The sequence below is a fragment of the Candidatus Palauibacter sp. genome (genome assembly GCF_965222475.1).
Lineage (GTDB): Bacteria > Gemmatimonadota > Gemmatimonadetes > Palauibacterales > Palauibacteraceae > Palauibacter.
The window spans coordinates 182151-208631 of the sequence record NZ_CBDCUB010000006.1; the positions used below are offsets into that span (position 1 = coordinate 182151).

General features: G+C 67.9%; 19 protein-coding genes and 1 pseudogene. 17 read left to right on the forward strand and 3 right to left on the reverse strand.

The features are described from left to right. Window positions 1-151: 151 nt before the first annotated feature. From ACOQPP_RS11645 to ACOQPP_RS11670, 6 genes and pseudogenes are all read left to right on the forward strand, one after another. Window positions 152-583: an antitoxin Xre/MbcA/ParS toxin-binding domain-containing protein gene (locus tag ACOQPP_RS11645; protein WP_419166837.1), complete on the forward strand. Its 432-nt coding sequence runs from the start codon at window positions 152-154 to the stop codon at window positions 581-583. Between the two features lie 36 nt (window positions 584-619). Beyond that, on the forward strand, window positions 620-1075 hold the full coding sequence (locus tag ACOQPP_RS11650; RefSeq protein ID WP_419166836.1) for an RES family NAD+ phosphorylase: 456 nt from the start codon (window positions 620-622) through the stop codon (window positions 1073-1075). A gap of 213 nt (window positions 1076-1288) precedes the next feature. Continuing rightward, entirely contained in the window at window positions 1289-1579 is a 291-nt protein-coding gene (locus tag ACOQPP_RS11655) for a BrnA antitoxin family protein (protein WP_419166835.1), read from the forward strand. A 169-nt stretch (window positions 1580-1748) separates the two neighbouring features. Further along, window positions 1749-2843, forward strand: a pseudogene (locus ACOQPP_RS11660) (Ig-like domain-containing protein); the annotation flags it as partial. A gap of 80 nt (window positions 2844-2923) precedes the next feature. Next, the gene (locus ACOQPP_RS11665) at window positions 2924-3415 is read left to right on the forward strand and encodes a hypothetical protein (RefSeq protein ID WP_419166833.1); all 492 of its coding nucleotides are present in this window, start codon (window positions 2924-2926) and stop codon (window positions 3413-3415) included. Beyond that, the gene (locus tag ACOQPP_RS11670) at window positions 3412-4380 is read left to right on the forward strand and encodes an FG-GAP repeat domain-containing protein (RefSeq protein ID WP_419166832.1); all 969 of its coding nucleotides are present in this window, start codon (window positions 3412-3414) and stop codon (window positions 4378-4380) included. Before ACOQPP_RS11665 ends, ACOQPP_RS11670 begins: the two co-directional genes overlap by 4 nt. A gap of 300 nt (window positions 4381-4680) precedes the next feature. On the opposite strand, the gene ACOQPP_RS11675 is transcribed toward ACOQPP_RS11670, so the two are convergent. Together ACOQPP_RS11675 and ACOQPP_RS11680 are read right to left on the reverse strand one after the other, a co-directional pair. Next, window positions 4681-6552 carry an ATP-dependent helicase gene (locus ACOQPP_RS11675; protein ID WP_420636561.1) on the reverse strand — a complete coding sequence of 624 codons (1872 nt, stop codon included), beginning with the start codon at window positions 6550-6552 and terminating at the stop codon, window positions 4681-4683. Further along, window positions 6549-8036 (reverse strand): ATP-dependent nuclease, encoded by a 1488-nt coding sequence (locus ACOQPP_RS11680; RefSeq protein WP_419166830.1) that lies wholly within the window; start codon window positions 8034-8036, stop codon window positions 6549-6551. Before ACOQPP_RS11680 ends, ACOQPP_RS11675 begins: the two co-directional genes overlap by 4 nt. Window positions 8037-8645: 609 nt before the next feature. Here ACOQPP_RS11680 and ACOQPP_RS11685 point away from each other — a divergent pair. From ACOQPP_RS11685 to ACOQPP_RS11735, 11 genes are all read left to right on the forward strand, one after another. Beyond that, complete coding sequence (locus ACOQPP_RS11685) at window positions 8646-10604, forward strand: MGH1-like glycoside hydrolase domain-containing protein (RefSeq protein ID WP_419166829.1); 1959 nt, start codon at window positions 8646-8648, stop codon at window positions 10602-10604. After that, complete coding sequence (gene galK, locus ACOQPP_RS11690) at window positions 10601-12775, forward strand: galactokinase (RefSeq protein WP_420636562.1); 2175 nt, start codon at window positions 10601-10603, stop codon at window positions 12773-12775. Before ACOQPP_RS11685 ends, galK begins: the two co-directional genes overlap by 4 nt. A gap of 175 nt (window positions 12776-12950) precedes the next feature. Beyond that, a complete protein-coding gene (locus ACOQPP_RS11695) occupies window positions 12951-13712 on the forward strand; it encodes a hypothetical protein (protein ID WP_420636563.1) in 762 nt (253 codons plus the stop codon). Continuing rightward, a complete protein-coding gene (locus ACOQPP_RS11700; RefSeq protein ID WP_419166826.1) occupies window positions 13709-14269 on the forward strand; it encodes an RNA polymerase sigma factor in 561 nt (186 codons plus the stop codon). Before ACOQPP_RS11695 ends, ACOQPP_RS11700 begins: the two co-directional genes overlap by 4 nt. A 40-nt stretch (window positions 14270-14309) precedes the next feature. Beyond that, window positions 14310-15956, forward strand: a complete 1647-nt coding sequence (locus ACOQPP_RS11705; RefSeq protein ID WP_419166825.1) for a hypothetical protein — start codon at window positions 14310-14312, stop codon at window positions 15954-15956. 348 nt (window positions 15957-16304) lie between these two features. Further along, complete coding sequence (locus ACOQPP_RS11710) at window positions 16305-19343, forward strand: DUF5107 domain-containing protein (RefSeq protein WP_419166824.1); 3039 nt, start codon at window positions 16305-16307, stop codon at window positions 19341-19343. Window positions 19344-19443: 100 nt separating this feature from the next. After that, on the forward strand, window positions 19444-20826 hold the full coding sequence (locus tag ACOQPP_RS11715; RefSeq protein ID WP_419166823.1) for a hypothetical protein: 1383 nt from the start codon (window positions 19444-19446) through the stop codon (window positions 20824-20826). A gap of 278 nt (window positions 20827-21104) precedes the next feature. After that, window positions 21105-22832 (forward strand): IS1634 family transposase, encoded by a 1728-nt coding sequence (locus ACOQPP_RS11720; RefSeq protein ID WP_419167164.1) that lies wholly within the window; start codon window positions 21105-21107, stop codon window positions 22830-22832. 342 nt (window positions 22833-23174) lie between these two features. Continuing rightward, window positions 23175-24221 carry a hypothetical protein gene (locus tag ACOQPP_RS11725; protein ID WP_419166822.1) on the forward strand — a complete coding sequence of 349 codons (1047 nt, stop codon included), beginning with the start codon at window positions 23175-23177 and terminating at the stop codon, window positions 24219-24221. 180 nt (window positions 24222-24401) lie between these two features. Further along, a complete protein-coding gene (locus ACOQPP_RS11730) occupies window positions 24402-24668 on the forward strand; it encodes a hypothetical protein (RefSeq protein WP_419166821.1) in 267 nt (88 codons plus the stop codon). Continuing rightward, complete coding sequence (locus tag ACOQPP_RS11735) at window positions 24665-25087, forward strand: type II toxin-antitoxin system VapC family toxin (protein ID WP_419166820.1); 423 nt, start codon at window positions 24665-24667, stop codon at window positions 25085-25087. The genes ACOQPP_RS11730 and ACOQPP_RS11735 overlap by 4 nt, the downstream gene beginning before the upstream one ends. Window position 25088: 1 nt before the next feature. Here ACOQPP_RS11735 and ACOQPP_RS11740 read toward each other — a convergent pair whose 3' ends face one another. Then, window positions 25089-26381, reverse strand: coding sequence for an MFS transporter (locus ACOQPP_RS11740; protein WP_419166819.1), 1293 nt, complete (start codon window positions 26379-26381; stop codon window positions 25089-25091). Between the last annotated feature and the right edge of the window lie 100 nt (window positions 26382-26481).

The window sequence follows — 26481 nt, forward strand, 5'->3', positions numbered from 1 at the left end:
TTCCGGTCTCGGCATGCGCAGCAGGGCCTCACATGTGGCCCTTACGTCCCGGGTCCTCGGCGACGTTTTGGTCCGGGATTGACGGGGTACGGGCGTTTGCCGATATTATGTGTGCAATATTGCACTGGAGAAGGCGTGCACAGGAGGGTGAATGACCACACAGGCTTTGGCTGAATGCCTTGGCGGACGGCAGGCTCTCGGGCGCGACATCCGGTCCGACCTCGACCTGGACGATGCGATTCGGTCCGGGCTGCCCGTCAAAGCCGTTGAGAGCGTAGTGAAGACCGGTGCTCTGCGCGCACCCGAACTTCATGCACTGGTCATCCCGCGGCGTACGCTTGCCCACCGGAAGCGCCGGGGGGGGCGGCTGAGCAGCGAGCAGTCGGACCGCCTCGCCCGGGTGGTCCGCGTCGTGACCTCGGCCGAAGAAGCTATCGGCGACGGCACCAGGGCAGCGCGCTGGCTCCGCAAGCCCAACCGTGCCCTCCGGGGACGACGGCCGCTGGATCTTCTGGCCAGCGATGTCGGCGCCCGCCTTGTGGAGCAGGAGCTGGGGCGCATCGAGCATGGGCTGGGCGCGTAGCGCAAAGGCCACACCCCCTGAAACGCTGAATCGCGCTTGGAACTCTGGCGGATCGCCCGCGAAGCTCACGCGGCACTCGATGGCGAGGGAGCCCGCCTCTACGGGACACGGTGGACTCCTCGCGGAACGCCCGCGGTCTACGCGGCCTCCCACCTCTCGCTGGCAGCCCTGGAATACCTGGTCCACATCGACGCGGAGGACGCACCGGACGATCTGGTCGCTCTGAAAATAAGCGTTCCGGACGATGCGACCGAACTGGCCTACGCGCCTTCGTCTCTGCCCGCCGATTGGCGGCAGACTCCGCCACCGCCCCAATGCCAGGCGATCGGCAGCGAATGGGCCAAGAGGGGGGAAGCGCTGCTGCTAAGGGTGCCATCCGTGCTCGTTCCCGAAGAGAGCAACGTGCTCGTGAATCCGATGCATCGGGACGCGGTCGGGGTCAGGCTTATCGGGTCGCGTCACTTCTCCTACGATCTCCGTCTGTTCACGTAGACCGATCCCTTCGGTACGACCCAACTCCAGCGCCCGTCCTGTGACCGCCGACCGGGGCGTTCAACCAGAGTGCTCTTGTCCATGGCCCGGTGGGTACACGGGGAGCGACTCGTGGAGCTCGTGGCTGTAACTACAATATATATGTATAATCGATCGATGGAATTCGTCTGATCTCTTCCCGCCCGGCATCGCGCACGGAAAGGAGAGTCTACCATGAGCGGACGCTACGATAAGCCCCTCACGCCCGAGCAGATCGCGGCGGTGAAGGACGAGAGCATCGACTTCAGCGACATACCGGAACTGGACGAAGGATTCTGGGAGCGGGCGGAGCTCGTCGAGCCCGATCGCACCGACCAGATCACCATGCGCGTCAAACGCTCCGTGCTGGCCTATTTCAAGGCTCCGGGAAAGGGCTACCAGACGCGAATGAACCGCGTACTCGAGAGCTACGTGCGGCACAGGACGGGGAACCCCGACGACACCGGGGAGGGCGCGAACCGCTGACCAGGGCTCCACGTCTCGGCCCTTCACCTCGATGAACCCGACGCGGCCGGTCTCGGGCGCCGGTGCTGGCCGCCGGCCGGGCCAACGCGACCGAAGGTTTCCGGCTCTACCCCTCCGATCCGCCTGAGCACTGTTCTTCGAATCTCTCGTCCGGTGTAGACTGGCTGGCATGGAATCGTCCGAATCCGGGATTGACCGTTCGAAGACCGAGGCGCGCCTGCGCCGCGTAGCGTCGGCCAGCGCGGGGGCCGGGTGCACGCGGCGGATCGCGGCGGGGCTGACCGGCGTGGCCCTGACCCTGTCCTGCGGGGGCGAGACGGCCGCGCCGACTCCGGGGCCGCCTCCTCCACCGCCCCCTCCGCCTCCACAGCCCACGACGCTGTCGATCGCGCCCGACAGCGTGCGGCTCACGGCCCTGGACGCTACGGCCCAGCTCTCGGCGGACCTCCGCGACCAGAACGGGCGCCCGATGACCGGGGTCTCCATCGACTGGGCGGCCAGCGATACGCTCGTCGCGACCGTGACCGGCTCCGGGCTCGTCCGCTCAACCGGGCCGGGCGCGGCCACGATCACCGCGACCGCGGGAGGGCTCTCGGCAACCGCCTCCGTCACCGTCGAGCAGGTCGTCGCCGAGGTGGTCGTCACGCCTCCGGCGCCCACGGTCTTCGAGGGCGACACCCTCCGGCTCGCCGCGGAAGCGCGGGATGCCAACGATTACCACGTGCCCGACGTCGTCTTCGTCTGGACCTCGGACTACGAAGCCGTGGCCACAGTGGACTCGGCAGGTCTCGCGCAAGCCGTGGCCCAAGGCACCGCGACGATCACGGCGCGGACGGGCGAAGTCTCCGGGACGGCGGCAGTCACCGTCACGCGCCGCTCCATACCGCCCAACCCCGACGTGGATGTCGGCACGTCTCACTCCCTGCAGAGCCCCGGGATGCGGCTCTCGCACCCGGAGATCCGATTCGGCCGGGGGGGGGGTTCTACTTTGCCAGGGCGTACGGTGATTTCGATGATGATGGAGATACCGACATCTTCTATTCGCCGGGCGACGGATCTCGAAACCCCCTACCCCCGGAACTTTTCACGAACGATGGATCACATCATTGGCTTCCATCACGGCGGGGCGTCGGCGGACATCGACGCCGATGGCGACCTGGATGTATTCGTAACGGAGAATTTCCGGGGCCCGTTCTTCCTTATGAACGACGGCACGGGCTTCTTCCGGCAGGACAGAACGCGCATCGAAGGGATCGGAGCAGTGGGGATCTATACGGCCGAACTGGTTGATGTGGATGGCGATCAATACGTGGATCTGCTCGTGGGCGGGATGAGTACCAGGACATGCGGACGCAGATGCTGTGGGGTGACGCCAGCGGGGTGTTCAGCACGTCCGGGGCGACGCTTATCCCGGAAGTGCCCGGTTACGGCATCATCACCGACCTGGACGCCAGCGACCTGGACGGAGACGGTGCGCGAGACCTGGTCATCAACCGAACGGGCGATCCATCCGGGCCGGGCTGGTATCGTGGATACCACCTGCAACTCATGCGTCAGGCCGGGAGGCGCGCGTTCGTTGACATCACGTCCGAACGTCTTCGCCAGCATGAGGATCCGCAGGCCGGGTCGGCGAACTGGATACGGATATGGGATGTCGATGACGATGGCGATCCGGATATCGTGGCGGACGACGAGACCCACACACACCTGTTCTGGACCAACGACGGGACCGGCGGCTTCGGACGGGGAGGCCTCATTCCCAGAACTTTGCCGCGGACGAAGGGAGTTCGCACTCAGTGCAGAACCCACCGTTTCCGATCGACCATCCTCGCGTGAGATCCGGCCGGCCGGGCTATGTGACGGCGATGGCCTACGGCGACTTCAGCGGGGACGGGCACGCGGACGTGTTCTACGCGCCCCAGGACGAGTCGTCCGGCTCGCTCGCAGCGGAACTGTACACCGGGAACGGAAGCGGGGAGTTCGTCAGGGACGCGGGATTCGCGGGCGGGAGTCCCCCGGGGCGAAGGAACGCCCGAAAGGCTCTTCCCGGAGACTACAACGGCGACGGCCGGATCGACGTGCTGGTACTGGGTCCCGGGGACGCGCCGTACACGCTGCTGTCAACGGGCAGCGGACACGTCCGCGGCGGCGGCCTGGACCGCTATGTGGGCGAAGGCCAGTACACCGGGGCGGCGGCGGACCTGGACGCGGACGGGGACCTGGACGTGTTCCTCTCCGATCCGCCGGTGCTCCTGCTTAACGATGGCGAGGGCCGCTTCAGTCAGTCTCTCCGTCCCGTCAGGCTGGGCGGGTTCGTACTCGCTTCCGAGCTGGTGGATGTCGACGTTGACGGATATTTGGATCTCCTGGTCGGAGGTCACGAGCAGGACGGTGATCGAACGCAGATTCTCTGGGGAGACAGCACCGGGGTGTTCGATGCGGCAAACGGGACGCTGCTCCCGGCCGTGGAGAGCTACGGAGTGGTCCTCGACATCGACGTCGCCGACACTGACGGCGACGGCGACAAGGACCTGGTCATTACCCGCACGGGTGACGGGACGAGTCGCGGTTTCCATGAAGGGTACTACGTCCAACTGGTCGAGCAGGCGGGCGATCGTCACTTCACGGATGCGACGACGGAGTCCCTCGCGGGAAACGAGGACGCCGGTGCTGAGGGAATCAGCTGGATTCGTATCTACGACGCCGATGATGATGGCGACCTGGATATCGTGGCGGACGACTACTGGGCGTGGAACCTGATCTGGAGGAACGACGGCGCCGGCAGGTTCCAGCGCAACTGAGCGGCTGGCGGCTCGACCCGCGCTCGTCCCGCCAATCACCAGTTGGCGGGTTCGGAGCCCGGCGTAAGCCTCGGAGGAGGGTATCTCATGACACCTGCGGAGATCATCTTCCGGGTGACGGAGCCGCCGGTTGAAGCCCTCGCCCGATCGCTCCATCGTTCACTTCGGTTACCGCCTCACCCGGCAAAGCGGCAGCCACATGCCGCTCACCGCCACGAATCGGCCGCGGTGACCGGGACGTTACGCCGTCCGCGACAGCACGCCGATCAAGGATCTTCGGCGTCGCAAAACCAAACAGTCTCAGCTTCGGGACGCGACCCCCATTTCGGCCGGGAACTGCGAGGGATCCTTCGGGTATCCGTAGTAGCTTCGGGAGCGGGTCAACGTCAGCGTGTCGCGGGTCCGCGTAACGGCTACGAAACAACTCCTCCGTTCCTCTTCGACCTGCCTGCTGTCCGCCCCCTTGCGGAGGGCGTAGATCGATGGAAACACCTCCTGCGCCATGCCGATCAGGTAGACGTGCTTGAATTCAAGGCCCTTCGCCTGGTGGACGGTCATGCAGCGCAGCGCGTCGGGCGCCGGTGGAGGCGTCTTGGACGCGAGATCGAGCTGCTGCAGATAGCTGTTCAACGTGACCCCATCGCCGTATTCGGCAACGATTTCCCCGTGCAGGCCCTTCCAGGTCGCGATTTCCTCGCTGGTCGATTCCTCGCGATCGTCGCGGTCCCACGATTCCCATCCGCCCTCGAGGAACCAATCGACCACTGCGGGGAAACGGAGCGCGTCGACGAGGTCGGTCCGGATCCGCTGCAGTGCGCGCTCCCACCCTCCGGCCACCGCCTCGGCGGACTGAACCCACGCGCGCAGGAAGTTGCCGCCAAACAGTGCCGCCGCGGCTTCGACCGACTGCGGATCGACGACCACGCCCGTCAGCCCCTCCCACGCGAGGCAAAGCCTCCGCAACACGACGCGATCATGCGGAGAATTCGCCGACCGCAGAGCCTCCACCAGAACGTTCGCGGCGGGCGAGTCGAACTCGCTCTTTCTGACCGGCACGTACGCGTCATATCCGGCGGACAGCAGCCCATCGGCCGCATTTCGGACGAGGCGCGTCGTGCGTCCGAGGACAACGCAATCGGACGACGGCAGCCCGCGTTCACGAATGTTCCGTCCCACGAATTCCGCCTCTTTCCGTGGAGACGGGAACACGTCGTACCTGACCTCTCCGGCGTAGGCCTGCTGCGGATCGTGGACCGCGAGGATGCTCTTCTCCGCAATTCTCCGGGTATTGTGGCCGATCAGGCGGTTCGCCAGCGCGACGATCGCGGGCGGACAGCGGTAACTCTCCGGGAGTTGAATCGTCCGCAGATCATAGTCCCGGCGCAGGTCCAGTAAGCGCTCGGGGCTCGCCCCGTTCCACTGGTAGATGATCTGGTCGTCGTCGGCGACGACGAAGAGGCTGTGGCTCCGGGTCGGAGCGATAAGCCGGAGGAGTTCATATTGGGCTCTGTTTGTGTCCTGGAACTCGTCCACGCAGACGTGAGTCCAGCCCAGCCGCACGACTCGGGCCACGGCGGGCTTCTCTCTCAGCAGCCGTCCCGCAAAACACAGGAGGCTTCCGAAGTCGAGCCGGTTGGCGTCGATGAGAGCATCACAGTAGCGCCGGTAGAGCGTCGGCAACCAGGCGGGAGTGGCAGCAAGGGAAGAGGATTCACCTTCGCCGGCGTAAGACTCCGAGAACAGTCGGTCGATAACGTGAAGCAGGCCCTTTCGGTCTGCCGGCAGATCTTCGTCCAGCCCGTCGATGACATCTTCGAGGATTGCCATCCGGTCCTCGTCCCTCACCAGATGGCGGAAGTCCGATCGGATTCCGAGGTGACTCCCGTGCTGCGCAAGGACATCGGTGGCGAAGGAGTGGAACGTGCACAGCTGGGCGCGGTCCGCGCGTTCCTCCAACAGGTCGTGCACGCGCTCACGCATCTCCGTGGCGGCCTTGTTGGTGAAGGTCAGCGCGAGAACCGACGCGCTCTCGTTCTCCTCCAGCAGTCGCGCCACCCGCAGCGTCAGGACTCCTGTCTTGCCGGAACCGGGGCCCGCAAGCACCAGCAGAGGCCCCTGGTCCCAGCCGACGGCCCGGCGCTGGTTCTCGTTGAGGTTGTCAAAGGTGATCACGGTCCACCGCCCGGCGCGAGCGAAACGACCTTCTCCAACACCTCGCGAATCTCCAGGCTGACCCCGGCCCCGCCGCGACCTTCCATCTCGATGGCGACTGCAGCTGCCGCTCTTGTCTTGGCGCGCCCTGGAAGACGGTCGGCGTATTCTCGCCAATACCCACGCTCGCCGCGCGTCGTCGAGATCTTCTTCAGATTCTGCTCAGGCATGTGTCTGCCGTACACCTCTTCATAGCCGTTGCGCAGCAGGTTTACCTCGATGTCCGGGTACGGAAACGCGAACCGGTCCGCCTCGCTCGCTCCCGCGAGATGCTGCCTCAGCTTCGGTTCCTCCGTGCTTCGATTCGCGTCGTCATCTCCGACACAGTACCACAAGATACCGAGCGCGTTGGCGACCTTGGCGAGCATGCCGACATCGGACTGCCTGAATTCAACCAGCCGAATGCCCTCGGCGTGGAGGTTCAGATCGAGAGCGCGGGCCGCGGCGGGGTAGATCCAGGTCTCCGTCTCTCCCTCCACCAGCAACCAACATCGTGCGAACAGCAGGGCACCGCGGGCGCGACGTATCTGATAGTTGAACTTCCGCGTCTCTTCCGGTGAGAGCAGACTTGAAGCGACCCGAAACGCCTTGATCCCCTCCGGGGTTCGAGCGAGCCGGCGGATATCGTGGACATCGACGTCGGCGAGGAGATCGCCGCTGTGCGTGGAGATGAGCTTCTGTCCGCTGAAGCCGCCGACCAAGGCCCACAGCGCTCGTATCGCTGACGGGTGCAAATGCGCTTCCGGCTCCTCCAGGGCGAGGACGGCGGCACCCTCCGTCTGTACTTCGAGGAAGGCCGAGAACAGCATCAGGACGGCCAGGCTCTGGGTCCCCTCCCCGTGCCGGACCAGCGGGATCTTGGCGCCGGTCGTCGTCCCGAGCTGGATCTGCGCTCGCGCGAGCATGTCGAACATTCGGCCTGGAACCGCCTCGATCGAGACCGCCTCGCCCGAAGCCAGCGGGACAACAGACTGCACACGCCGGAGTCCGGTTCGCACTTGCTCGAAGCTTGCGTGCGACGAAACGACGAGGTCGTTCACTTCCTGCAACCTGTCCTCGATCTCGGCCTTTCTGTCCGGGGAAAGTTGAGAGTCGTTCAGGAAGGGTCTCCAGAACCGCCCCCTCGCGCTGAAGTGGCTGGCGGCGTCCCGGAGTGCGGTCAAGTAGTAGAAGCGAATTACGTCCTGCAGCGTGGGGAGCGCACGAGGCGGTACGCGGCTTAGCCTCTCTCGGTCGAGATCCAGGAATGACCAGTCCTGGATGAATTCTCTCGTTGTCGTATCGAACCTGCACTCCACGCGCAGGCGAACGTGGTTTCGGCCCTCGTCATCTACCTGAAGAACTCTCGCGCGGTTAAGCCGAGCGACCAACTCGTCGTCCCATTCTTCATCGGGTCCGTCCGAGAAGGTGACCTCTATCTTGATCGGGTCGGCTGTCGAGGGCAATGAGAACGGTGACCCTGCCCAAGTCGAGGTCGAGGCTCCTGATGCCCCGGAAATTCTCGATTCGAAGCACGGTGATTCTCATGCGACTCCTATGCCAGCGGCGGACGATGTGGGGAAGTTCAAGCGTCAGAACCTAATATAAGCGCCTCGATCAACGGGTAGGGCCCGAAGTTCTCAACACCGGCTTGCCACGGGCGGCATCACCCGCCCTTCGCCGGAACCTCCAGTGGCCGTAGACTGGCGGCCACGAAGGCTGTCGAGCTTTCGAATCGTGGACGGCCGGCTTCCGCACGGGCGACCAGTACGTGCGGGACGCGAAGGGCTGGGTCCAGGCGGAGCGGTGCGGCCTCGAGATCGACATCGGTGACTTGTGCAATTGAATGGCACGGCTGGAGGGGTTCGAAGGCGTCGTGCGGCGGGAGGGGGCAGCGTGAGCGGGATGAAGCGGGACCACTTGCATGCACGCGACGACGAAAGGCTCGGGAGCGTGGTATTGCTGCCCCGTTCTGCCGGCCGCAAGGTAGTGTGATCCATTCTGCACCTCCGAGAACCTCTCCCAGAACCTAGTGCTTTCCCGGTCGTGAAGAGGGACGTAATGAGGGGATCAGCATGATGCGCGTCGGGGCCTTGGAGGCGCGCCGCTGGGCCGGCCTCGTGTTCGCAGCCGGACCCGAGGACGGCATCGGCCTCCGTCTCGTCTTCACCACTCCCGGCGGCCGGCGCCGCGAGCTGGAGGACTGGTACTGGATGGTCTCCCGCGTCGGTCCCCACGCGCCGGACGGATGCTACGCGCGAATGGAGTTCGACCTCGCCGCCGAGCCGTCGCCGGCGTCCCGCCCCGGAGAGGGTACGCTCACTCTGGAGTGGTCGCGCCGCGAAGACGCCGTGGCGCTGCGGGCGGTGGCGCGCGCGCCGGGCCGGGTGGAGCTGGTGGGCGACGATCCGTGGGGGTGGAAGGCACGGTGGGAGGAAGCTTCCGACGGCTGGCGCGCGACGCTTGGAAGCGTGGAGATCGCCGCCGTGTTCGGGCCTCGGACGGGGGAACGCGCGGCCACCGTGGTCGCTTGGGAGCCGAGGGGGGCGCCGTCTCGATCCGCAGCCGCCCTGGCTCGCGCCCAACGCCTTCTCCCTGGGCTGGACCGCTGGATCGACGACGCGCGCGCCGACTGGGACCGCCGCGGTCCGCGTTCGTCGGGTGCCGGGGAAGGACTGGTCGAAGCCGTCGCGGACAACCTGATGTGGACCGTCCTCCTCCAACCGGAAACCGGACGCCTGTACGCGCCGGCCGGCCGCCGCTGGATTTTTCCGAAGCCGGCGGACGGCGCACGGCAGGGCGCGTCGGCGCCCGACGATTGGACGGTCTTTGGGTGGGATTCCTTCTTCAATGCGCTCGCGCTCGCCACCGCGTCGGGGCGCCTGGCCTGGGACGTTCTCCTCGCCGGGCTCGAGTCGCGCTACCCGAACGGGAACGTGCCCAACTGGAGGAGCCGGCTCGGCGGCTCGCCCGATCGCTCCCAGCCCCCGGTCGGGTCCTTCGCGGCGCTGAAGCTGCATCTTACGTGCCCTGATGTGGACGCGCTGGCCGCCGCCTGGCCCGGGCTCCGAGCGTGGAGCGACTGGTGGGTGGCCGACAAGCGTGGACGCCCGCGGCGGGAGGGTCTCTCGCCGGGCCTGTTGGCGTGGGGCTCGGATGCGGCGCTGGTTCCGGGGCGCGAGCAGCTCCCGGAGTGGGAAGTGGGCGCGAACGGCCATCAGCGCGCGGCGTGGGAATCGGGCCAGGACGACCTGCCGCTGTGGGAAGAGGCGGAATGGGATCCTCGGCGGGAAGTCCTTGCCATGTCCGCCGTCGATCTGTGCAGCTACCGCGCCCTGGACCTGGAGTGCCTGTCGCGAATTGCCCGCATCCTGGGCGACCCGGCGGCCGCGCTACGGTTGGAGGCCGAGCGCGGCCGCCTCGTCGCGGCGATGAACGGGGTGCTGTGGTCCGACGCCGCCCGGCTCTACCTGGACGAGCTGCCTGCGGGTCAGTCTCCGCGCGTGGCGGCGTCGAATTTCCTTCCCTTGATTGCCGGCGTGCCGTCGGCGCGGCGGGCGCGGCGCATGGTCGGCGTGCTGTGCGATCCCGCGCGCTTCTGGGGACAATGGGTGCTGCCCACGATCTCGCGCGACGACCCCGCGTTCGACGACCAGCAGTACTGGCGCGGTTCCATCTGGCCGCCCATGAACTACCTCGTGCTGCAGGGACTGCGGCGCTACGGGTTCGACGAACTCGCCAGCGAACTCGCGTGGAAGGGGGCGCTCATGTTCCTGGCCGACCGCCGGCGCACGGGGTTCTGCCGCGAGAACTTCGACGCGCGCAGCGGCCGGGGGCGGGGCCGCCGCTTCCAGAGTTGGGGGCCGCTGTTCGCGCTGGGCGCCATCGAAGAGTTCGTCGACGCCTGTCCATGGCGCGGATTGCGCATCGGCTCCCGGCTGCCCGCGTTCGTCGCCCGCGAGGCCGCCGTCTGGGCCCGCATCGAAGGGCTCCGCGTGGCGGGTCGGGCGCGGACGGTCGAGCTGTCGCGATGAAGAGTGCGGGGCCGGGCCGCCGGCCGGAGCGGGCCACGCTGGTGATCCTCGCCGCCGGGCGCTCCACCCGGTTCGGTCGCGCCAAGCAGCTCGAGCCCTTGGGGCCGGGCGGCGCAGCGCTGCCCGAATACGCGATTCACGACGCCTTGCGCGCGGGCTTCGGGCGCTTCGTGCTCGTGGTGAGGGAGAGCCAGCGCGACGAGTTCGAGGCGCGCCTGGGTCCGCTGCGAACGGCGGGGGTCGCGCTCTCCTTCGCCTGCCAGCGCCTTGCGCACGCCGACCTCGTGCCGCTCCCCCCGGCCGGGCGCGTCCGGCCCTGGGGCACGGGATTCGCCGTGCTGGCCGCGGCGGCCGCCCTGCCCCGCCGGGGGCCGTTCGCCGTCTGCAACGCGGACGACTTCTACGGGCGGGCCGCATACGAGAGCCTCGCGCGTGCCCTCGCGGCCCCTCCCCCGGGCGTCCGCGCCTTCACCGTCACCTACCCTCTGGCCGACACCCTGTCCACCTTCGGCGGCGTGTCGCGCGGCCTCTGCGAAATGAAGCCGGACGGCACGCTGCTCCGCATGACTGAGGGCCTGGACCTGCGGCTCGAACCCGATGCGCAGCGGACGGGTTCTGGCGCCGAATCCGCCGCCGCCGCTGGTCGCAGCGCCGTCGTCGGGCGCACCGCAGCCGGGACGCCGATCCGCGTCGACGCGGACAGCCAGGCGTGCATGGGGCTGTGGGGGTTCTTCCCCGAGATCCTGCCGCTGCTGGCGGAACGCTTCCGCGCCTTCCTCGCCGCCTGCCCCGGGGCCGATGACGAGTTCTACCTCTCCGACGCCGTGAGCCACCTGGCCGCCGCCGGACGAGCGCGCTGCGGCCTTCCGCGCGCGGGCGAGGGTTGGATGGGGCTCACCTTCCCCGGCGATCGCGCGGGCGCCGCGGCCTCGCTCCGCCAACTGACCACGGCCGGGGCCTATCCCGCCGATCTCCGGACGTTGCCCGTACACCCGGAGTCGGCCCCGCGCGCGCAGGCCCCACCCGTCCGCCCGCTTCAGGCGCCGCGCCGAGGGGTCGCAATTGCTCCCGGGCGCATCAACCTGATCGGGGAGCACCTCGACTATAACGGCCTCTCCGTGCTCCCGATGGCGCTCGAGCGGAACATCCGCCTGGAATTCGAGGTGCTGCGCCAGCCGGCGGTCGAACTCACAGGCGATGCCGACCATGGCCCCTTCGCCTTTCGCCTGGACCGGCCGATCGAACCCGCACCCCAAGGCCACTGGTCGAACTACGTGAGGGCCGCCGCCAAGGGGTTGCTGGACCACGGCGTGGAACTGAGACGAGGCATAGGGGGGAAGGTCGCCGGCACGGTGCCGGTGGCGGAGGGGCTCTCGTCCTCGTCCGCCCTCGTTGTGGCGTCGGCGCTGGCCCTGTTGCACGCGAACGGGAAGCATGTGGAGGTGCTGGAGCTGGCGGCGTTGCTGGCCCGCGCCGAGCGTTTCGTCGGGTTGCAGGGTGGCGGGATGGACCAGGCGGCGTCTCTCTGCGGGGCGAAGGGGCACGCGCTGCGGATCGACTTCCGGCCGCTGCGCGTGACGCCGGTGCCGGTGCCGGAGGGATGGCGGTGGGTCGTCGCGTCGTCGCTGGCGCGCGCGAAGAAGGCCGGGTCGGCGCGCGAGCCGTACAACGAGCGGCGGGCCCAGTGCGCGGAGGCGCTCGAGCGGCTGGGCCGGGCATCCTTTCTGGAGGCGGTGGAGGCCGACGAGGCCGAGTTCGCATCCATCCTGGCCGGGGCGCGCCGGTCGCTGCCGCCCACGCTGTGGCGGCGCTTTCGCCATGTGGCGACGGAGGGCCGCCGAGTCATCGAGGCCGAGGCCGCGCTGCACCGGGAGGATATGGCCGCCTTCGGCACGCTGATGAACGCGTCCCACGCCAGCCTGCGCGACGACTTCGGCGTGAGCACGGAAGCGCTGGACGAGATTGTGGGGGTGGCCCTCGACTCGGGCGCGGCGGGGGCGCGGCTCACGGGCGCGGGATTCGGCGGCTGCGCGATCGCGCTCTGCCGGGCGAGCCGGGCGGAAGGCGTGATGGCCGCGCTGCGCGAGCGCTTCTACGCGCCCCGGGGAGGAGTCGGCGGTGGCGCGCTCTTCGTGGCCTCAGCGTCCGACGGAGCCACGGTGACCTGCTAGCCGAGAGCAGGTGAGAAGATCGCCCGACAAGGCGTGAAGAGGGGGTTCCCCCGATCCGGGCGCTGCCAAGGCATTTCGCAACGGACACCGTCCATTTTGCATCCCCTGTGGTAGCACCACTGCGTTCGGCACGAGCCCCGGGCCGGGCAGAATCACCTACGCCACGGGGGTGGACATGATCGAGACCAAGTTCCGTCCGCAGCCGGAATCCGAGTTTGCCAGACGCGTCGCGACCTGGGTTGTCGTTCTTCTCGCGGTGTACCTCGCGTATTCGGCAACACACTTCTGGGGCCGGCCGGATGCGGTCGCAGACTTTTTCGCGCTGCTGGCCAGACGTCTCCCCGTCATGGTTGCCCAGATCCTCCCGCCCGCGGTGTTCGCCGGTGCTCTGAACGGGTGCGGCATCTTCGGCGGGGGTCCTACCGGTTCGCCGCGGCGTCACTGGGTCTTGCTAGCGATGCTGGCCATGGCGGCATATGCCCTGCCGGCCCTTGTCGCGCCCATGTCCGCGAAGTGGACCGGCTCCGACTGGCCGTTTCCCGCCTCTCTCCTCGAATCCGCGAGGTCCGCGCGCGCTGCCGCGGAGGCCGCGTTGGGGAACGAGGCCGCAAGGCATCTGCGTCGAGTGGCGAGCGCTCTGGCGACCCTGGTCGTACCGATTGCGAACGCGGCGTTTGTGTTGCTGGCGGCAGTTCTGGGCGATCTGACCGGAAGATCGACCCGCAGGCTGTCCACCTGGCCCCGCTACGCGACGCGGTGGCTTTCGGGCGGACTCCTGTTCGCGACTTTCTGGATTCCCGCGGCCGTGGCCGACGAATTGGTCGGATACGACGCGGCCCGGGGGGGCCTGCTGTTCGTGCTTCCCCTGTGCGTGCCTCTCGCGGCAGCAGGGATCCTGTTCGCCCTCGTCCGCCCTGATCGCGGGTCCGCCCGTTGACACCCCGCGATGGCAACACCGGCTTCGACCGGGGGCGGTTTCATGCGGGAGACCACGCGCTGTTTCGCCGTCTGGTGCGCGAGACGTCTCCGCGAATGCTGCGAGTGATCCGCGGCTACGCCCGGGATGACGACCACGCGGCCGATCTGTTGCAGGTCTGCTGGATCCGGATCTACCGGAAGCGCAGGCGATTCTCCGGTACCGGGTCCTTTCTCGGGTGGGCTCTGACGGTGTGCAGGAATGTCTGCAGGATGGAGGCGCGCAAGCGGCACCGCGCCCCCCTGACCCGCCTTGACGAGCGCGGCGATCTCCCCGACCCCACACCCGGCCCGTCTGAACAGTTGAGACGCCAGGAGCGGGCGGCCGCCCTCTACTCGGCGCTCGACTGGCTCACGGCGCGGGAGCGGGACGCCATCCTGCTGCGCATTCTCGAAGGCCGGAGCACGGCCGAAGTGGCGCGAATATTGGCGGTCAAGGAGGTGTCGGTGCGCTCGCTGATCCATCGGGGCCTCAAGAAGCTGCGCCAAATGGATGGACTGATCGACCGGATCCAGTGACCAGACCCTGTGACCAGATCCTGTGACGACGGAGAACCCTATGCTCAAGAAGACGCAGTGGCTGCTGAGGAGGCGGACCGGCGGGCGAGCCGAGCCCGACCGGGAGACGATCGACCGTCTGGTCTCGGCCGTCCTGGAAAACGACTCCGGGCAGGCGGCAGATCCGGCGGACGGAAACGCCGATGACGAGACGCTCGAGACGCTTCGCCTGATCCGCTCGATTCGGCAAGTCGGCGCCTCCGATTCGCCGCTCCCGGAGTCCGGCGTGGACGCCATCATGGGCGCCCTCGAGGGGGAGGCGCGAAGCGTTCCCCGACAGGATGCGTGGCGGGAGTGGCTGGGCATGGCGTCCGGCTTTCTCGCTTCCTCGGTGACGCTCGGTTCCGGCCTGCTCCTCGTGGGCGGTGCCGGGGACGTCGGACCTCCGGGCGCGGTCGCGACACCGGTGCTGGCCGCCGCCGTCGCGTCACTCGCGGCGCTGGCGAGCGTACTCGTTCACAGACGATCGACGCTTCGACTCCCGATCCTCCCCCTGCTGGTCCTCGGTGCGCTCGTCATGGTGTCATGCGCCCCCACACCCCGGGACGCAGCGGCAGCCGAGGTCGCGATCGACCTTTCGGCGCTCACGACCTTCGAGGAAGGCGAAGAGCTGTGGGGGGTGCGAGATGTCATCGAGTCCGGCGAAGCGATCTGGGCGCTGACCGAAGCCGCACCCTTTCTGCGGGCGTACGGTCGCTCCGGCCGATTGCTCGCCGATTTCGGCCGGTCGGGCCAGGGACCGGGGGAACTCTTCAACCCCTGGGTCCTGTCCGCGGCGGCTTCGCCCCGCGAGGTGATCGTATGGGATCTCGCCACTCGTCGGCGTTCCAGATTCGATGCGGGAGGCAACTTCGTGACCTCGACGCCGGCCCCCACCACCCGGGGATCCATTCGCGCCGATATCAGGAGCGTGACGTTCGGGGATCCGTTCCGAGTCGCCGAGGACGGCACCGGAGCCTGGGTGGCCAGCTATCCGGGCGGGCTCAACCGGGGCGATGACTTCTGGAGCGGCAGGCTCCTGCGGATCACGCATGCTGATGCCGAGCCCACCGTGGCCCTGGATTTCGCCGTCGACCTTCCGGGAGCCGCGACCCGCGTTCCGGTCATGGGTCTCGCCCCCGTGCCCCTCTGGGACGGCTGCCCCGATGGCGTCGTCGCCGTACTCGACCCGATCGACCGCAGTCTTCATCTCCACGGCACCGGTGGCACGAAGACCCGTTCCATCCCGCTGCCGTGGCCCGCTCGGCCGCTGTCGCACGAGGAGCGATTGGGCTACGTGCGGGAGATGATGCGGAACGAGACGCGCGGCACGAACATGCCCGAGGCGGAGATCGAACGCGCCGCCGCGGACGCACTGGCTCGCGCGGGCGACCACCTGCCGGCGGAAGCCCCGATCGGCATAGATCTGCGCTGCTCGCCCGGACGGGTCTGGATTCAGGCGTTCGATGGTTCGTCTCATCCCCTCGGGTACGGGAGGGCATGGAGCACCGTGTCCCTGGGCGACCCGGAACCACAATTCCAGAGGGTCATCTTCCCCGATGGGTTCACCCCCTATCGCTTCACGGACACCACCGCGATCGGCGTCCTCACGGACGCCATGGACCTGCAGCGCGTCGCAGTCGTGCGTCTGACCGACCTGGCCCCATAGCCTGCACCCCCCGCAGCACGTCCCCGGAGGATGGCAAATCACGCCCGGACGGATACGCGGCCGATGGGTTGTCTGGCCAAGGAGAGCGCGGCAAGCTGAACCCGAGGCGCGTGCGACCACGCGCGACTCGATGTCATGTTGATGGGGATGCCTTCCGGAGGCGGTCGGGAGTCAGAGGAGGGATGCGCGATGAGTACGTTCGGAGAAGACCTGATCCAGTCCCTGAACGAAGCCCTGGCGCATGCGAAGGGCGAAGACGTCGGCACCCGGACCACCTCCCTCGCCTAGACTCGAGTGCCGCCAATCCCCCTCCGCAGACCGTGCCAGCCGGCGTTTGGCCGCGATCTGATGAACGCGGCTGTTCTGTACTCTGCCTTGACCGCCGCGGCGTGCGCGGCGCCTGGACCCCGCGCCCGCATCTCGGAGGAGACGCGCGTCCTCGACACGTACCCGTTCTCGGAGCCGAACCCTGTGCCGGCGCTCGCCACCGACCGCCGGCTGTACCCCTACCACACGTTCGAGGGCTACGCCGCGACGTCGGAGCCCCGGGAATGGAAGGTCGTGAGGATGGAGAACGACCTCATCGAGGTCTTCGTCCTTCCCGAGGTGGGCGGCAAGGTGTGGGGCGCCGTAGTGAAGGAGACCGGCCACGAGTTCATCTATCGGAACGAAGTGATGAAGTTCCGGGACATCGCGCTGCGCGGACCGTGGACCTCTGGCGGCCTCGAGTTCAACTTCGGCGTCATCGGGCACACGCCGGCCACGGCCACCCCCGTCGACTATCTGGTGCGGGAGAACGCGGACGGAAGCGTGAGCACGATCGTCGGCGCCACCGACCTCCCGTCGCGCACCCCCTGGCGCGTCGAGATCCGCCTTCCTCCGGACCGGGCCGCCTTCGAGACGCGCGTCCTGTGGTACAACCCGACCCCGCTGGAGCAGCCCTACTACAACTGGATGACGGCCGCGGCCTTCGCCCGGGACGACCTGGAACTGTTCGTGCCCGGCAACGCCTATCTGGAGCACTCCGGCCGGGCGCGTCCGTGGCCCGAGGACGAGGAGGGGCGCTTCCTGCCCCTGTACCGCAACAACGCGTTCGAGGGACACAAGTCGTACCACGTCGTGGGGGCGCTGAACGACTTCTTCGGCGGCTACTATCACGACGAGGGCTACGGCTGGGGGCACTGGGCCCCCCACGAAGAAATGCCGGGACGCAAGATGTGGTTGTGGGCGCTCTCCCGTGCAGGCGGCATCTGGGAGGACCTGCTCACCGACACGGACGGACAGTACATCGAGTTCCAGGCGGGACGGCTGCACGTCCAGTACTCGCCGGGAGCGGACCGCAACCCCATCTCGCAGGCCGGGTTCGATCCCCTCTCCGCCAGCCGCTGGACCGAGACGTGGTTCCCGCTGGAAGGGACGGGCGGCCTCACCGACGCCTCCCCCCACGGGGCCATGCACGTCGAACGGGAGGACGGTCGCCTGCAGGTGGTGGTCAATGCGTTCGGGGCGGCGGCTGACACGGTGAAGGCGTGGTCCGACGGCGAACAGGTCGGCGCGCGGGCGGTGGCCATGGAAGCGCTCGAACCGGCGGTCGTCGAGTTCGACGTCGCGCCCGAGAGTCGGTGGCAGGTTTCGGTAGCCGGGCTCGGCCTGGAAGCCTGCTCCAATGCGGAAGAACCCGGTCTCGATGGCGTCTGCGGATTCGGCGCGGAGCCCTCGGTGTCCCGGTCGTTTGAGACGAACTCCGAGGCGTGGGACGCCCTCCCGGCGACGGATCGTCTGGTGTTCGAGGCGCGGGAACTGGCCCGGGGCCGCCGCTACGCCGACGCGGGGACGCTCTACGAACGGGCGCTCGCGGCCGAGCCTTGGAACCGGAAGGCGCTGCTTGGCCTGGCCGCGCTGGCGCTGAGGTCGGCCCGCTACGAAGAGGGGCTCGCCCACGCCAGACGTGTGCTCCAGCTCGACACGTACGATCCCGAGGCCAACTTCCTCGCCGGCAACCTGTACCTCGCCCTGGGGCGCCGTGCGGATGCGCTCGACTCGTTCGGCTGGGCTTCCCGGTCGGTGGCCTTCCGGGCCGCCGCACGCCTTCGGCTGGCGGATCTGGCGCTCGCGGAGGGAGACCCGGTCGAAGCGCACCGCCACGCCGCGCTGGCGCTCGACCACGATCGTGTGAGTATCCCGGCGCGCGAAGTGCTGGCGATCGCGGCGCGCCTGGAGGGAGACGAAGCCGGCGCCGCTCGGGTGCTGGCAAAGCTGCTCGAGCTCGACCCGCTGAACCACTTCGCGCTGGCCGAGCGATACCTCTCGGCGCAGGGCGAGGGATCCGAAAGCGGCGGGGGCACGGGCAGCGTCGCCGCCGCGATAGACCTCACCACGTCGATGCGGAGCGAGTATCCGGAGCAGACGCTGCTGGAGCTCGCCGTCGGCTACGCGAACCGGGGGCTGCCCGACGATGCCGCCCGCCTGCTCGATTTGGCGGATGAAGTGGGCGGCGGCCCCGTGGCCGCGGCGTGGCTCGCCTTCCTGCGTGGCGACGCGGAAATGCTAAGCGCGGGGACGGATCCTGACTTCGCCTTCCCCTACCGCGCCGAGACCCTGCCGGTCCTCCGCCGGGCGGCGGCCGAAGACTCACACTGGGTTTGGCGCTACCTGCTCGGCCTCAACCTGTGGGCGCTCGACCGCGACGCCGAGGCGGCCGAAGTGTTGACGTCCCTCGGCGACGAACCCGACTACGGCCCCGTCTACGCAGCGCGCGCGCACCTGACGGAGGCCATGGGCGGCGATCCGGGGCCCGATTTCCGGCGCGCGCTCGAGATGGATCCGAACCACCGTCTCCTCCGCGTCTCCCTCATCCGGCACCTGCAGGAAGCTGGACGGTGGGCCGAGGCGCTCGGGGTGTCCGGCCAGGGACGGGGACTTTTCCCGGACGACTTCAACCTCGACCTCCTCCATGTGCGGGGCCTCATCCATGCGGGCGACCACGCCGAGGCGATCCAGATTCTCGAGAACACCCACGTCCTTCCCTCGGAGAACTCCGGCGAGGCCCACCGCCTGTACGAGTTCGCCCACGTCGGGGCTGCGCTGGACGAACTCGACGCCGGGAACCGCGCGGCGGCCCGTGGTCATTTGGAGGACGCGCTGCTGTGGCCGGAATCGCTCGGTCAGGGCCGTCCCTTCGATCCCGACGAGCTGCTGGTGCGGTTCCTGCTCGGAGCGCTGTCGGGCGGCCTCCCGGGCGGGACCCCGCCCAGCCCCGACGAGGCCGAAGCCGCCGCGCTCCGCGTCCACCTCGAGGCACTCTCCGACGCGACATCCCCGACCGCCGTCATCGAGCGTGCCCTTCTCCGCCGGGCCCTCGCCGTAACCGGCAACCCCGGCCGGTAAGCGAGCTACCCATCAAGAACCGTTCAGTCGGCGTCGAGAGCCGTGGGGGCAGGTTGGCCGCGCGTCCACCCCGCCGGTAGCCCCGATGTCGAGGAGGACCATGTTTCGGCAGTATTCCCAAAACCACGTCAACGAACCCATCCTGCTGCACGAAGGCACGTTTCGCGTTCGGGCGGGCGATTATTGCGTTGAACGCAGCGGCGCGGCGCATCTTCGGTGGCTACCGTCACCGGGCATCGAGTTCGACGTCGAGCTCCGAGAACCGGAGGACGCGGCCGATTTCGATTCCTTGACCTTGGAATTGCCGAAGTTCAGGACTGAGGGGGTCTTGGTCCACTCGATGTCTCTGGGATCGAACAGCCGAATCCGCGCCTTAGCAAGTAGCATGGAATCGGGCGGGGAACAAAGTCTTCTCTCCGCCGGATTCCAAGTCGCCAATTTCACCAACTTCATAACGCCAGGGCTGTCGGCGGCTCCCGGGGATCCGACGGCGATAACCGACGGCAACCTAAGCGAACGACGCTTGAGCGCACCCCCTACCGGCGCGCGGACCAAACCGGGCCAGTCGTTCACGAAGGCAGCGGCCGAGCTAAGACACGATGGCTGGAAAGTCAGTCTCGTTGCTGTGCCGGAATCTCGGGACCTTCATGAGAGTCTGAAGGCCAACGGCGGATACGCTTTCACACACGTGGGCCAGCTGAAGAGAATCGACGGCTCGAGCTTCTCCGTGGAACGAGCGAAGGAGATCCTCGAATCGCTGCGGGTCTTCCTTTCGTTCGCACGCGGCGCTGCGTGCAGTCTGCCGATCAGGTGGGGATGCGGGATCGATAGTCACGTTGTGTGGCGGCAGTTCGCGTCACCGATCGTAGACCACTGGCAACGGGGACACCGTTCGTGGTTTGACGAACGCCATGGAAGGGTCCTTGCTGAGTTGTTCGACGAATTCTGCCGAGTTCACATGGATGAGAGACTCGGCGAGTCATTGGTCTTGGCGGTGCACTGGTATCGCCACTGCAACACGCGGTCCAGCGGCATGGAAGGGTCGATCGTGCTTGGCATGGCTGCGCTGGAGCTCCTCGGCGGACTCATCGTCGTGGATCGCAATGGGGCCATGTCAGCGCAGCGATACGACAAACTCCCTGGAGCTAAGAAGCTGCAAGAACTGCTGTCCGCGCTGGAGGTCCAAGCGGACATCCCCCAGAAGTACGAGGCGCTGACCAGGTTCGCCCAGAAAAACAGCAACTGGGACTCGTGCCAAGCGCTGGCGAAGCTGAGGAACGGATTCGTCCACGCGAACGAAGGAAACCGCAGGATCGCGTTCGGAGAGGTCGGCAAGGCGGCCACCTACAACGCGTGGCAGTTGTCGCTCTGGTACCAGGAATTGGCATTGCTCCACCTGCTGAAACACTGCGGAAGCTACAGAAACCGGACGACTGCGGAATGGGTGGGGCAGGTCGAGTCCGTCCCGTGGAGGAAGTTGTAGAGCGTACGCTATGGCGTCGGTGAATCAGCGGGCGTCATGATTCCCGTCCGGCGTACAGGACTTCCGCCCGTTCCAATTCCGCACAGGTCGCCTTCCACTCAAGAAGAGCACGACACGTCGCGCGTTAGGCCGAAGTTCGGACCGAAATGGGTCGTTTTCCCGCCGTAAGGCGTTGTCGGCAACGGACTTAACGCCGATTGGGCTTTGGAATGATGTACCCATGTAGTGATTGTATCACTGGTTCGACACGCATGGATATATCCGTTATCTTCATACCCATGTACATTGAACGCGTGCCCAACCGGAACTCCCCGCCCGCCGTTCTCCCGCGCGAGTCCTTCCGCGAGGACGGCAAGGTCGGGAAGCGCACCCTGGCCAACCTCTCGAAGTGGCCCGACGACCTCGTCCGGGGGCTGCGCATCCTGCTCAAGGGCGGCGTCGCCCTCAAGTCGATGGACGACGCCTTCGAGATCCTGCGCGCCCGGCCCCACGGCCACGTCGCCGCCGTCGTGGGCACGGCCCGCGCGCTCGGCCTCGAGAGGCTGCTGGACCGCCGTCCCTCCCGGATGCGGTCGCTGGCCCTGGCGATGATCGCCGCCCGCGTCCTCGACCCCCGCTCGAAGCTCGCCACCGCCCGGGGCCTGCGGTCCGCGACGCAGGCCGACACGCTGGGCGAGGAGCTCGGCGCCCGGGACGCGACGGCCGAGGAGCTCTACGCGGCGATGGACTGGCTGCTCAGGCGCCAGCCGCGCATCGAGCGGCACCTGGCGGCCCGGCACGTCGAGGACGGATCACTCGTGCTCTGCGACCTGACCTCGGTGTACTTCGAGGGCGCGAAGTGCCCGCTGGCCAAGCGCGGCTACTCCCGGGACGGCAGGCGCGGCAAGCTCCGGATCGTCTTCGCCCCGCTCTGCGACCGCGAGGGCCGTCCGGTGGCCGCCGAGGTCTTCGAGGGCAACACGGCCGACCCCGGCGCCGTGGCCGCCCGGGTCGAGAGGCTCACCGAGCGCTTCTCGCTGTCCCGGGTCGTCCTGGCCGGCGACCGGGGGATGCTGACCGACGCCCGCATCCGCGAGGATGTCGAGCCGGCGGGGCTGCGCTGGATCACCGCGCTGCGGGCTCCGAGGATCCGCAAGCTGCTTTCCGGCGGCGACTTGCAGCTGTCGATCCTCGACACCCGGGACCTCGCCGAGATCTCCGCGCCGAAGCTCTATCCGGACGAGCGGCTGGTCGTCTGCCGCAACCCGCCGCTGGCGGCCGAGCGGGCCCGCAAGCGCAAGGCGCTGCTCGCGGCCACGGAGGCCAAGCTCGAACTCGTCGTCCGTGCGACGACGCGCGAGAACCGCCCCCCGCGGGGCACGAAGGACATCGCCGTGCGCGCCGACCGCGCCCTGCGCGCCCACAAGGTCGGCAAGCACTTCACGATCACCGTGACCGAGGACGGCTTCTCGTACGAGCGCGACGAGGCGCGCATCGCCGAGGAGACGGCGCTCGACGGCATCTACGTGATCCGCACCAACGTGCCCGCCGGCGAGATGGCGCCCGAGGAGGCGGTCCGGGCCTACAAGAGTCTCAGCCGGGTCGAGCGCGCCTTCCGCAGCTTCAAGGGGGTCGACCTCAAGGTCCGGCCCGTCCACCACCGCCTGGAGAAGCGCGTCCGCGCCCACGTCTTCCTCCGCATGCTCGCCTACTACGTCGAGCGGCACATGCGCCGCGCCCTGGCGCCGCTGCTCTTCGACGACGACGACCCGGCCGCGGCCGAAGCCGCCCGCGCCTCCCCCGTCGCGCCCGCCCGCGTCTCTCCGGCCGCCCGCGCCAAGGCGGGCGGGAAGCGCACGCCCGACGGCCTGCCCGTGCACAGCTTCCAGACACCGCTCGACGACCTCGCCACCCTGACCCGCAACCGCGTCAGGCCCGCCGTGCCCGGGGCCATGACCGCCGACATGCTCGCCCGCCCCACACCGCTCCAGGCCAAAGCCTTCGACCTCCTCGGCGTCCGGCCATGACCCGTACCCGGTAGCGTACACCCCCGAAAGCACGCTATGTCACAGCGCCACAACCACTTGCCCGATCTCATGGACGCCGAACGTCGGGCTAGGACAGGGGCCGCTCCCGCGCCTCCGGTCTCCTGCGGACGATCCGGTCCGTTTCTACGGCAGGCAAGTTGACCCGCAGCGCATCCATCCGGACGGAGGCGTTTCGCCTCCGAAAGTACCCACACACGGTCGCACGTCGGGTCCGCGCCTCCCGCAGGTCGACCTCCAACCCCTGACTGCAGCTCTGACTCAGGCTACGTTCCCGTCCAGTTTCCAGGACACGACGAGAGGCTCCCACCGAGCGAGACCCACATGACGGACGCCGACGGCTCCCTCCTCACACACCTGGCGAAGAAGTTCACCAATCGGACCGAAACGCTCGCTACCGAGGCACTTGGACACATTCTCTCGCACTCGGCTGCGAGTAGGGCAGCCCTGGTGGACCTACTGAATGGCACTGGCGCCGAGATCCGTGAGATCGAGAGGGTCAAGACGGAGGTCGGCTACAGGGGGGGAGCGATTCGCGCGGACCTGGTGGGTTACGATGCGGACGGGGTCGAATCGGTCATTTCCGAAGTGAAGTTCTGGGCCAAGCTCCTGGAGGGGCAGGTCACTGGCTATCTTGAGTTGTTTCCCCCCGACCAACCCTCGGCGCTGTTGATCGTCGGACCGGAAGTACGGCGCGAGATGCTCTGGGCTGAGATGTTGCGGCAACTTGGCACCGAGAATCCCGGCGAACCGAAGGATGCGAACGGCGTGCGGTGCCTCGCCATGCCCGATCAGCGATGGGTCATGTTAACAAGTTGGAGGGTGTTGCTGGGGAGGCTCGCCGACAGGGGCAGGGACGTCTCCGGAGATGTACGGCAGCTGCAAGCACTTTGCGAGAGGCAGGACGAGGAGGCCTTCCAGCCGATCCATCAGCACGAGCTGGGACCCGATGTTGCGCGCAGGATTCGCGGCCTGCGTCGTCTCATCACCGACGCCACCCAGCGTGGACGGACGGAAGGATTCCTGGTCACGAAGAAGCTGCGAGTGACTCCTCTGGCCCATGGCTACGGCCGCTATGTGCTCATCGGGTCGAAGAGCCGGGAGCGTGCTGGGGCATGGTTCGGCGTCCACGACGGCTTCTGGGCCGAGCATCGAGAGACCCCCCTGTGGCTGGAATGCAAAGATTGGGGCGCGGTGAAGAGCGACCAGGTACGGCGGAGGACGCGCAAGATGCCTCCCGGAATAAGGGGCATCCCCATTTCGCTGCAATCCGGAGCCGACTACCACGACGTACTCGACAACGTGGTAGAGCAGCTGAGGGAGATCGCGCATCTCATCAGCAATCGTAGGGACGAACGTCCGAGTCCCTGACACCAGTGTATGCCACCCACCACCGAGTACGCTGCGACGGCGAGCCCCCGTGGCGATCGTGAGACACATCGCCCGTCGAGCGCAGCTTTGGCTTTCCCACCTGGAGTTGGGGCCGCGGGCGCGTACGCCGTCGCGATGCGCACGTTGACGGGTATACGGTAATACAGGTATCATGGTTCCATGAAGGCGACCATCGATATCCCGGATGATCTGTACCGGCAGATCAAGTCGGAGGCAGCGCTGCGAGGCCTTACGATTCGCGAAGTGACGACGCAGCTCTATCGGCGCTGGCTGAGCGAGGACGAAGATGCGGAAACCCGGGAGGCCCCGAAAACGTGGCTGCGCTCCTGGCTCGATACGGCCGATGAAGCGCTCAGGCATGCTCCCGGAGGCCGTTCGGCGAGGGAAGAGTTGGCCGCCGACCGGAACCGGCTGGGAGGCGAGTGACCACGCTGGTCATTGACGCCAGTGTGTGGGTCTCGGCGGCGGACGCAACCGATGCGTTGTCCGAGTCCAGCCGAGCCTTTCTCTCCCTGGTAGTGGAGCGAGAGCTCCCGATTGCTCTCCCGCAGCTGGCGAAGTTGGAGATTGCCTGCGCGCTGTCCCGAAGGCTGCGCGACGCCGAGCGCGGCCGGGGCCTGGCCGATCAGATGCTCGGGTCCCCGCTGGTCACGATGTACTCATTGAACCGGGCGATGCTCCGACAGGCCCTCCAGGTTGGAACTCGAGGTTTCCTGCGCTCGGGCGATGCTCTCTACGCCGCCCTCGCCGAATGGCTGGATGCCGAGGTCGTGTCGTGGGACGGAGAGTTGATCGATCGGGCCGGGGCTTCCACTCCCACGGGTTGGATCGAACGGAACGCGTAGATTACGCGGTGGGCGCGCTTTCCGCCGCCGCCAGCGCGACGCCTTCCTCCTCGTCCACCCGCATCAGGAGCACGAGCCCCGCGGCGAGGAAGACGATGATGGAGGCGATGGCCCAGCGGTGGCTTTCCGTGGCGCCGAGGATTAGCCCGTAGGAGAGCGGCCCCAGCACCGAGGCGAGCCGGCCCGAGAAGGCGTAGAAGCCGAACAGTTCGCCCTGCTTGCTGCGGGGCACGAACGATCCGAGCAGCGCGCGGCTCGCGGCCTGGTTCGGCCCGACCATGAGGCCGAGGAGGAGGGCTGCGGCCCAGAACATGGGGAGATCCTCCGCGAACCACGCCAGGGCGACCGCCACCATCAGGAGGACGAGCGTGATCGCGATCGTCCGCTTCCCTCCGATCCGGTCCTGGATGAACCCGAAGCCGATCGCGCTCGCCCCCGCCGCCGCGTTCACGACGATGCCGAGGACGAGGAGGTCGGCCGTCTCCATCCCGAACTCGGCCCCCGCGTAGATCGCGGCCATCGTGAAGGCCGTCATGAGGCCGTCGTTGTACACGAGGCGCGCGATGAGGAGCCGGATCGCCTGCCGGTAGCGCTTGAGGTCGCGGGCCGTCTCCCCGATGCGCCCGAACCCCCGGCTCAGGTACTCGAACACCGAGGCGCGCTGGCGCGGCTGCCGCTCGCGCAGGAAGAGGAAGAGCGGCACCGAGAAAACCAGCAGCCAGCCGGCCGCGAGGAGGTTCGTGGCGCGTACGTTGAGGCCGCCCTCATCCGGCAGCCAGCCCGTCACCATCCCCAGCGCCGGGAGCAGGCACAGCAACCCCCCGAAGTACCCGAGCCCCCACGCGAAGCCCGACACCCGACCCATGTTCTCTCTCGTCGATATCTCCGGCAGGAAGGCGTTGGAGAGCGACTGCAGCGACTCGTAGGCAACGCTGGCGCCCACGAACACCAGAGCCGCCGCCCACACGTCGCCCGGCCCCATGCCGAACAGGCCGGCGGTGAGGGCGACGCAGACCGCCGTGGCAACCACCAGGAACCGCTTCTTCAGCCCGCCGAAGTCCCCCATCGCGCCCACGACCGGCATCATGAGCGCGGTGATGATCGCCGATGCGTTGACCGCCCGCGTCCACCAGATGGCACCCTGGATGGGATCGGCGTGGATCGCCTGCGCGTAGTAGGCAGAGAAGATGAAGGTGACGACGAGCGTCCCGAACGCCGAGTGGGCGAAGTCGTACATCGCCCACGAGACGATCTCCCGTCGCTCGACGGGCGGGGTCCGGGGATTCGCGTTCACGCGCGGCCGCCTTTCGGAGCGGGCGGGGGTCCGTTACGAGGGCTCAAGGGTACGGTCCGGAGGAGTCATCGCGCGACCCGTCGGTTTGTCGCGCATACAT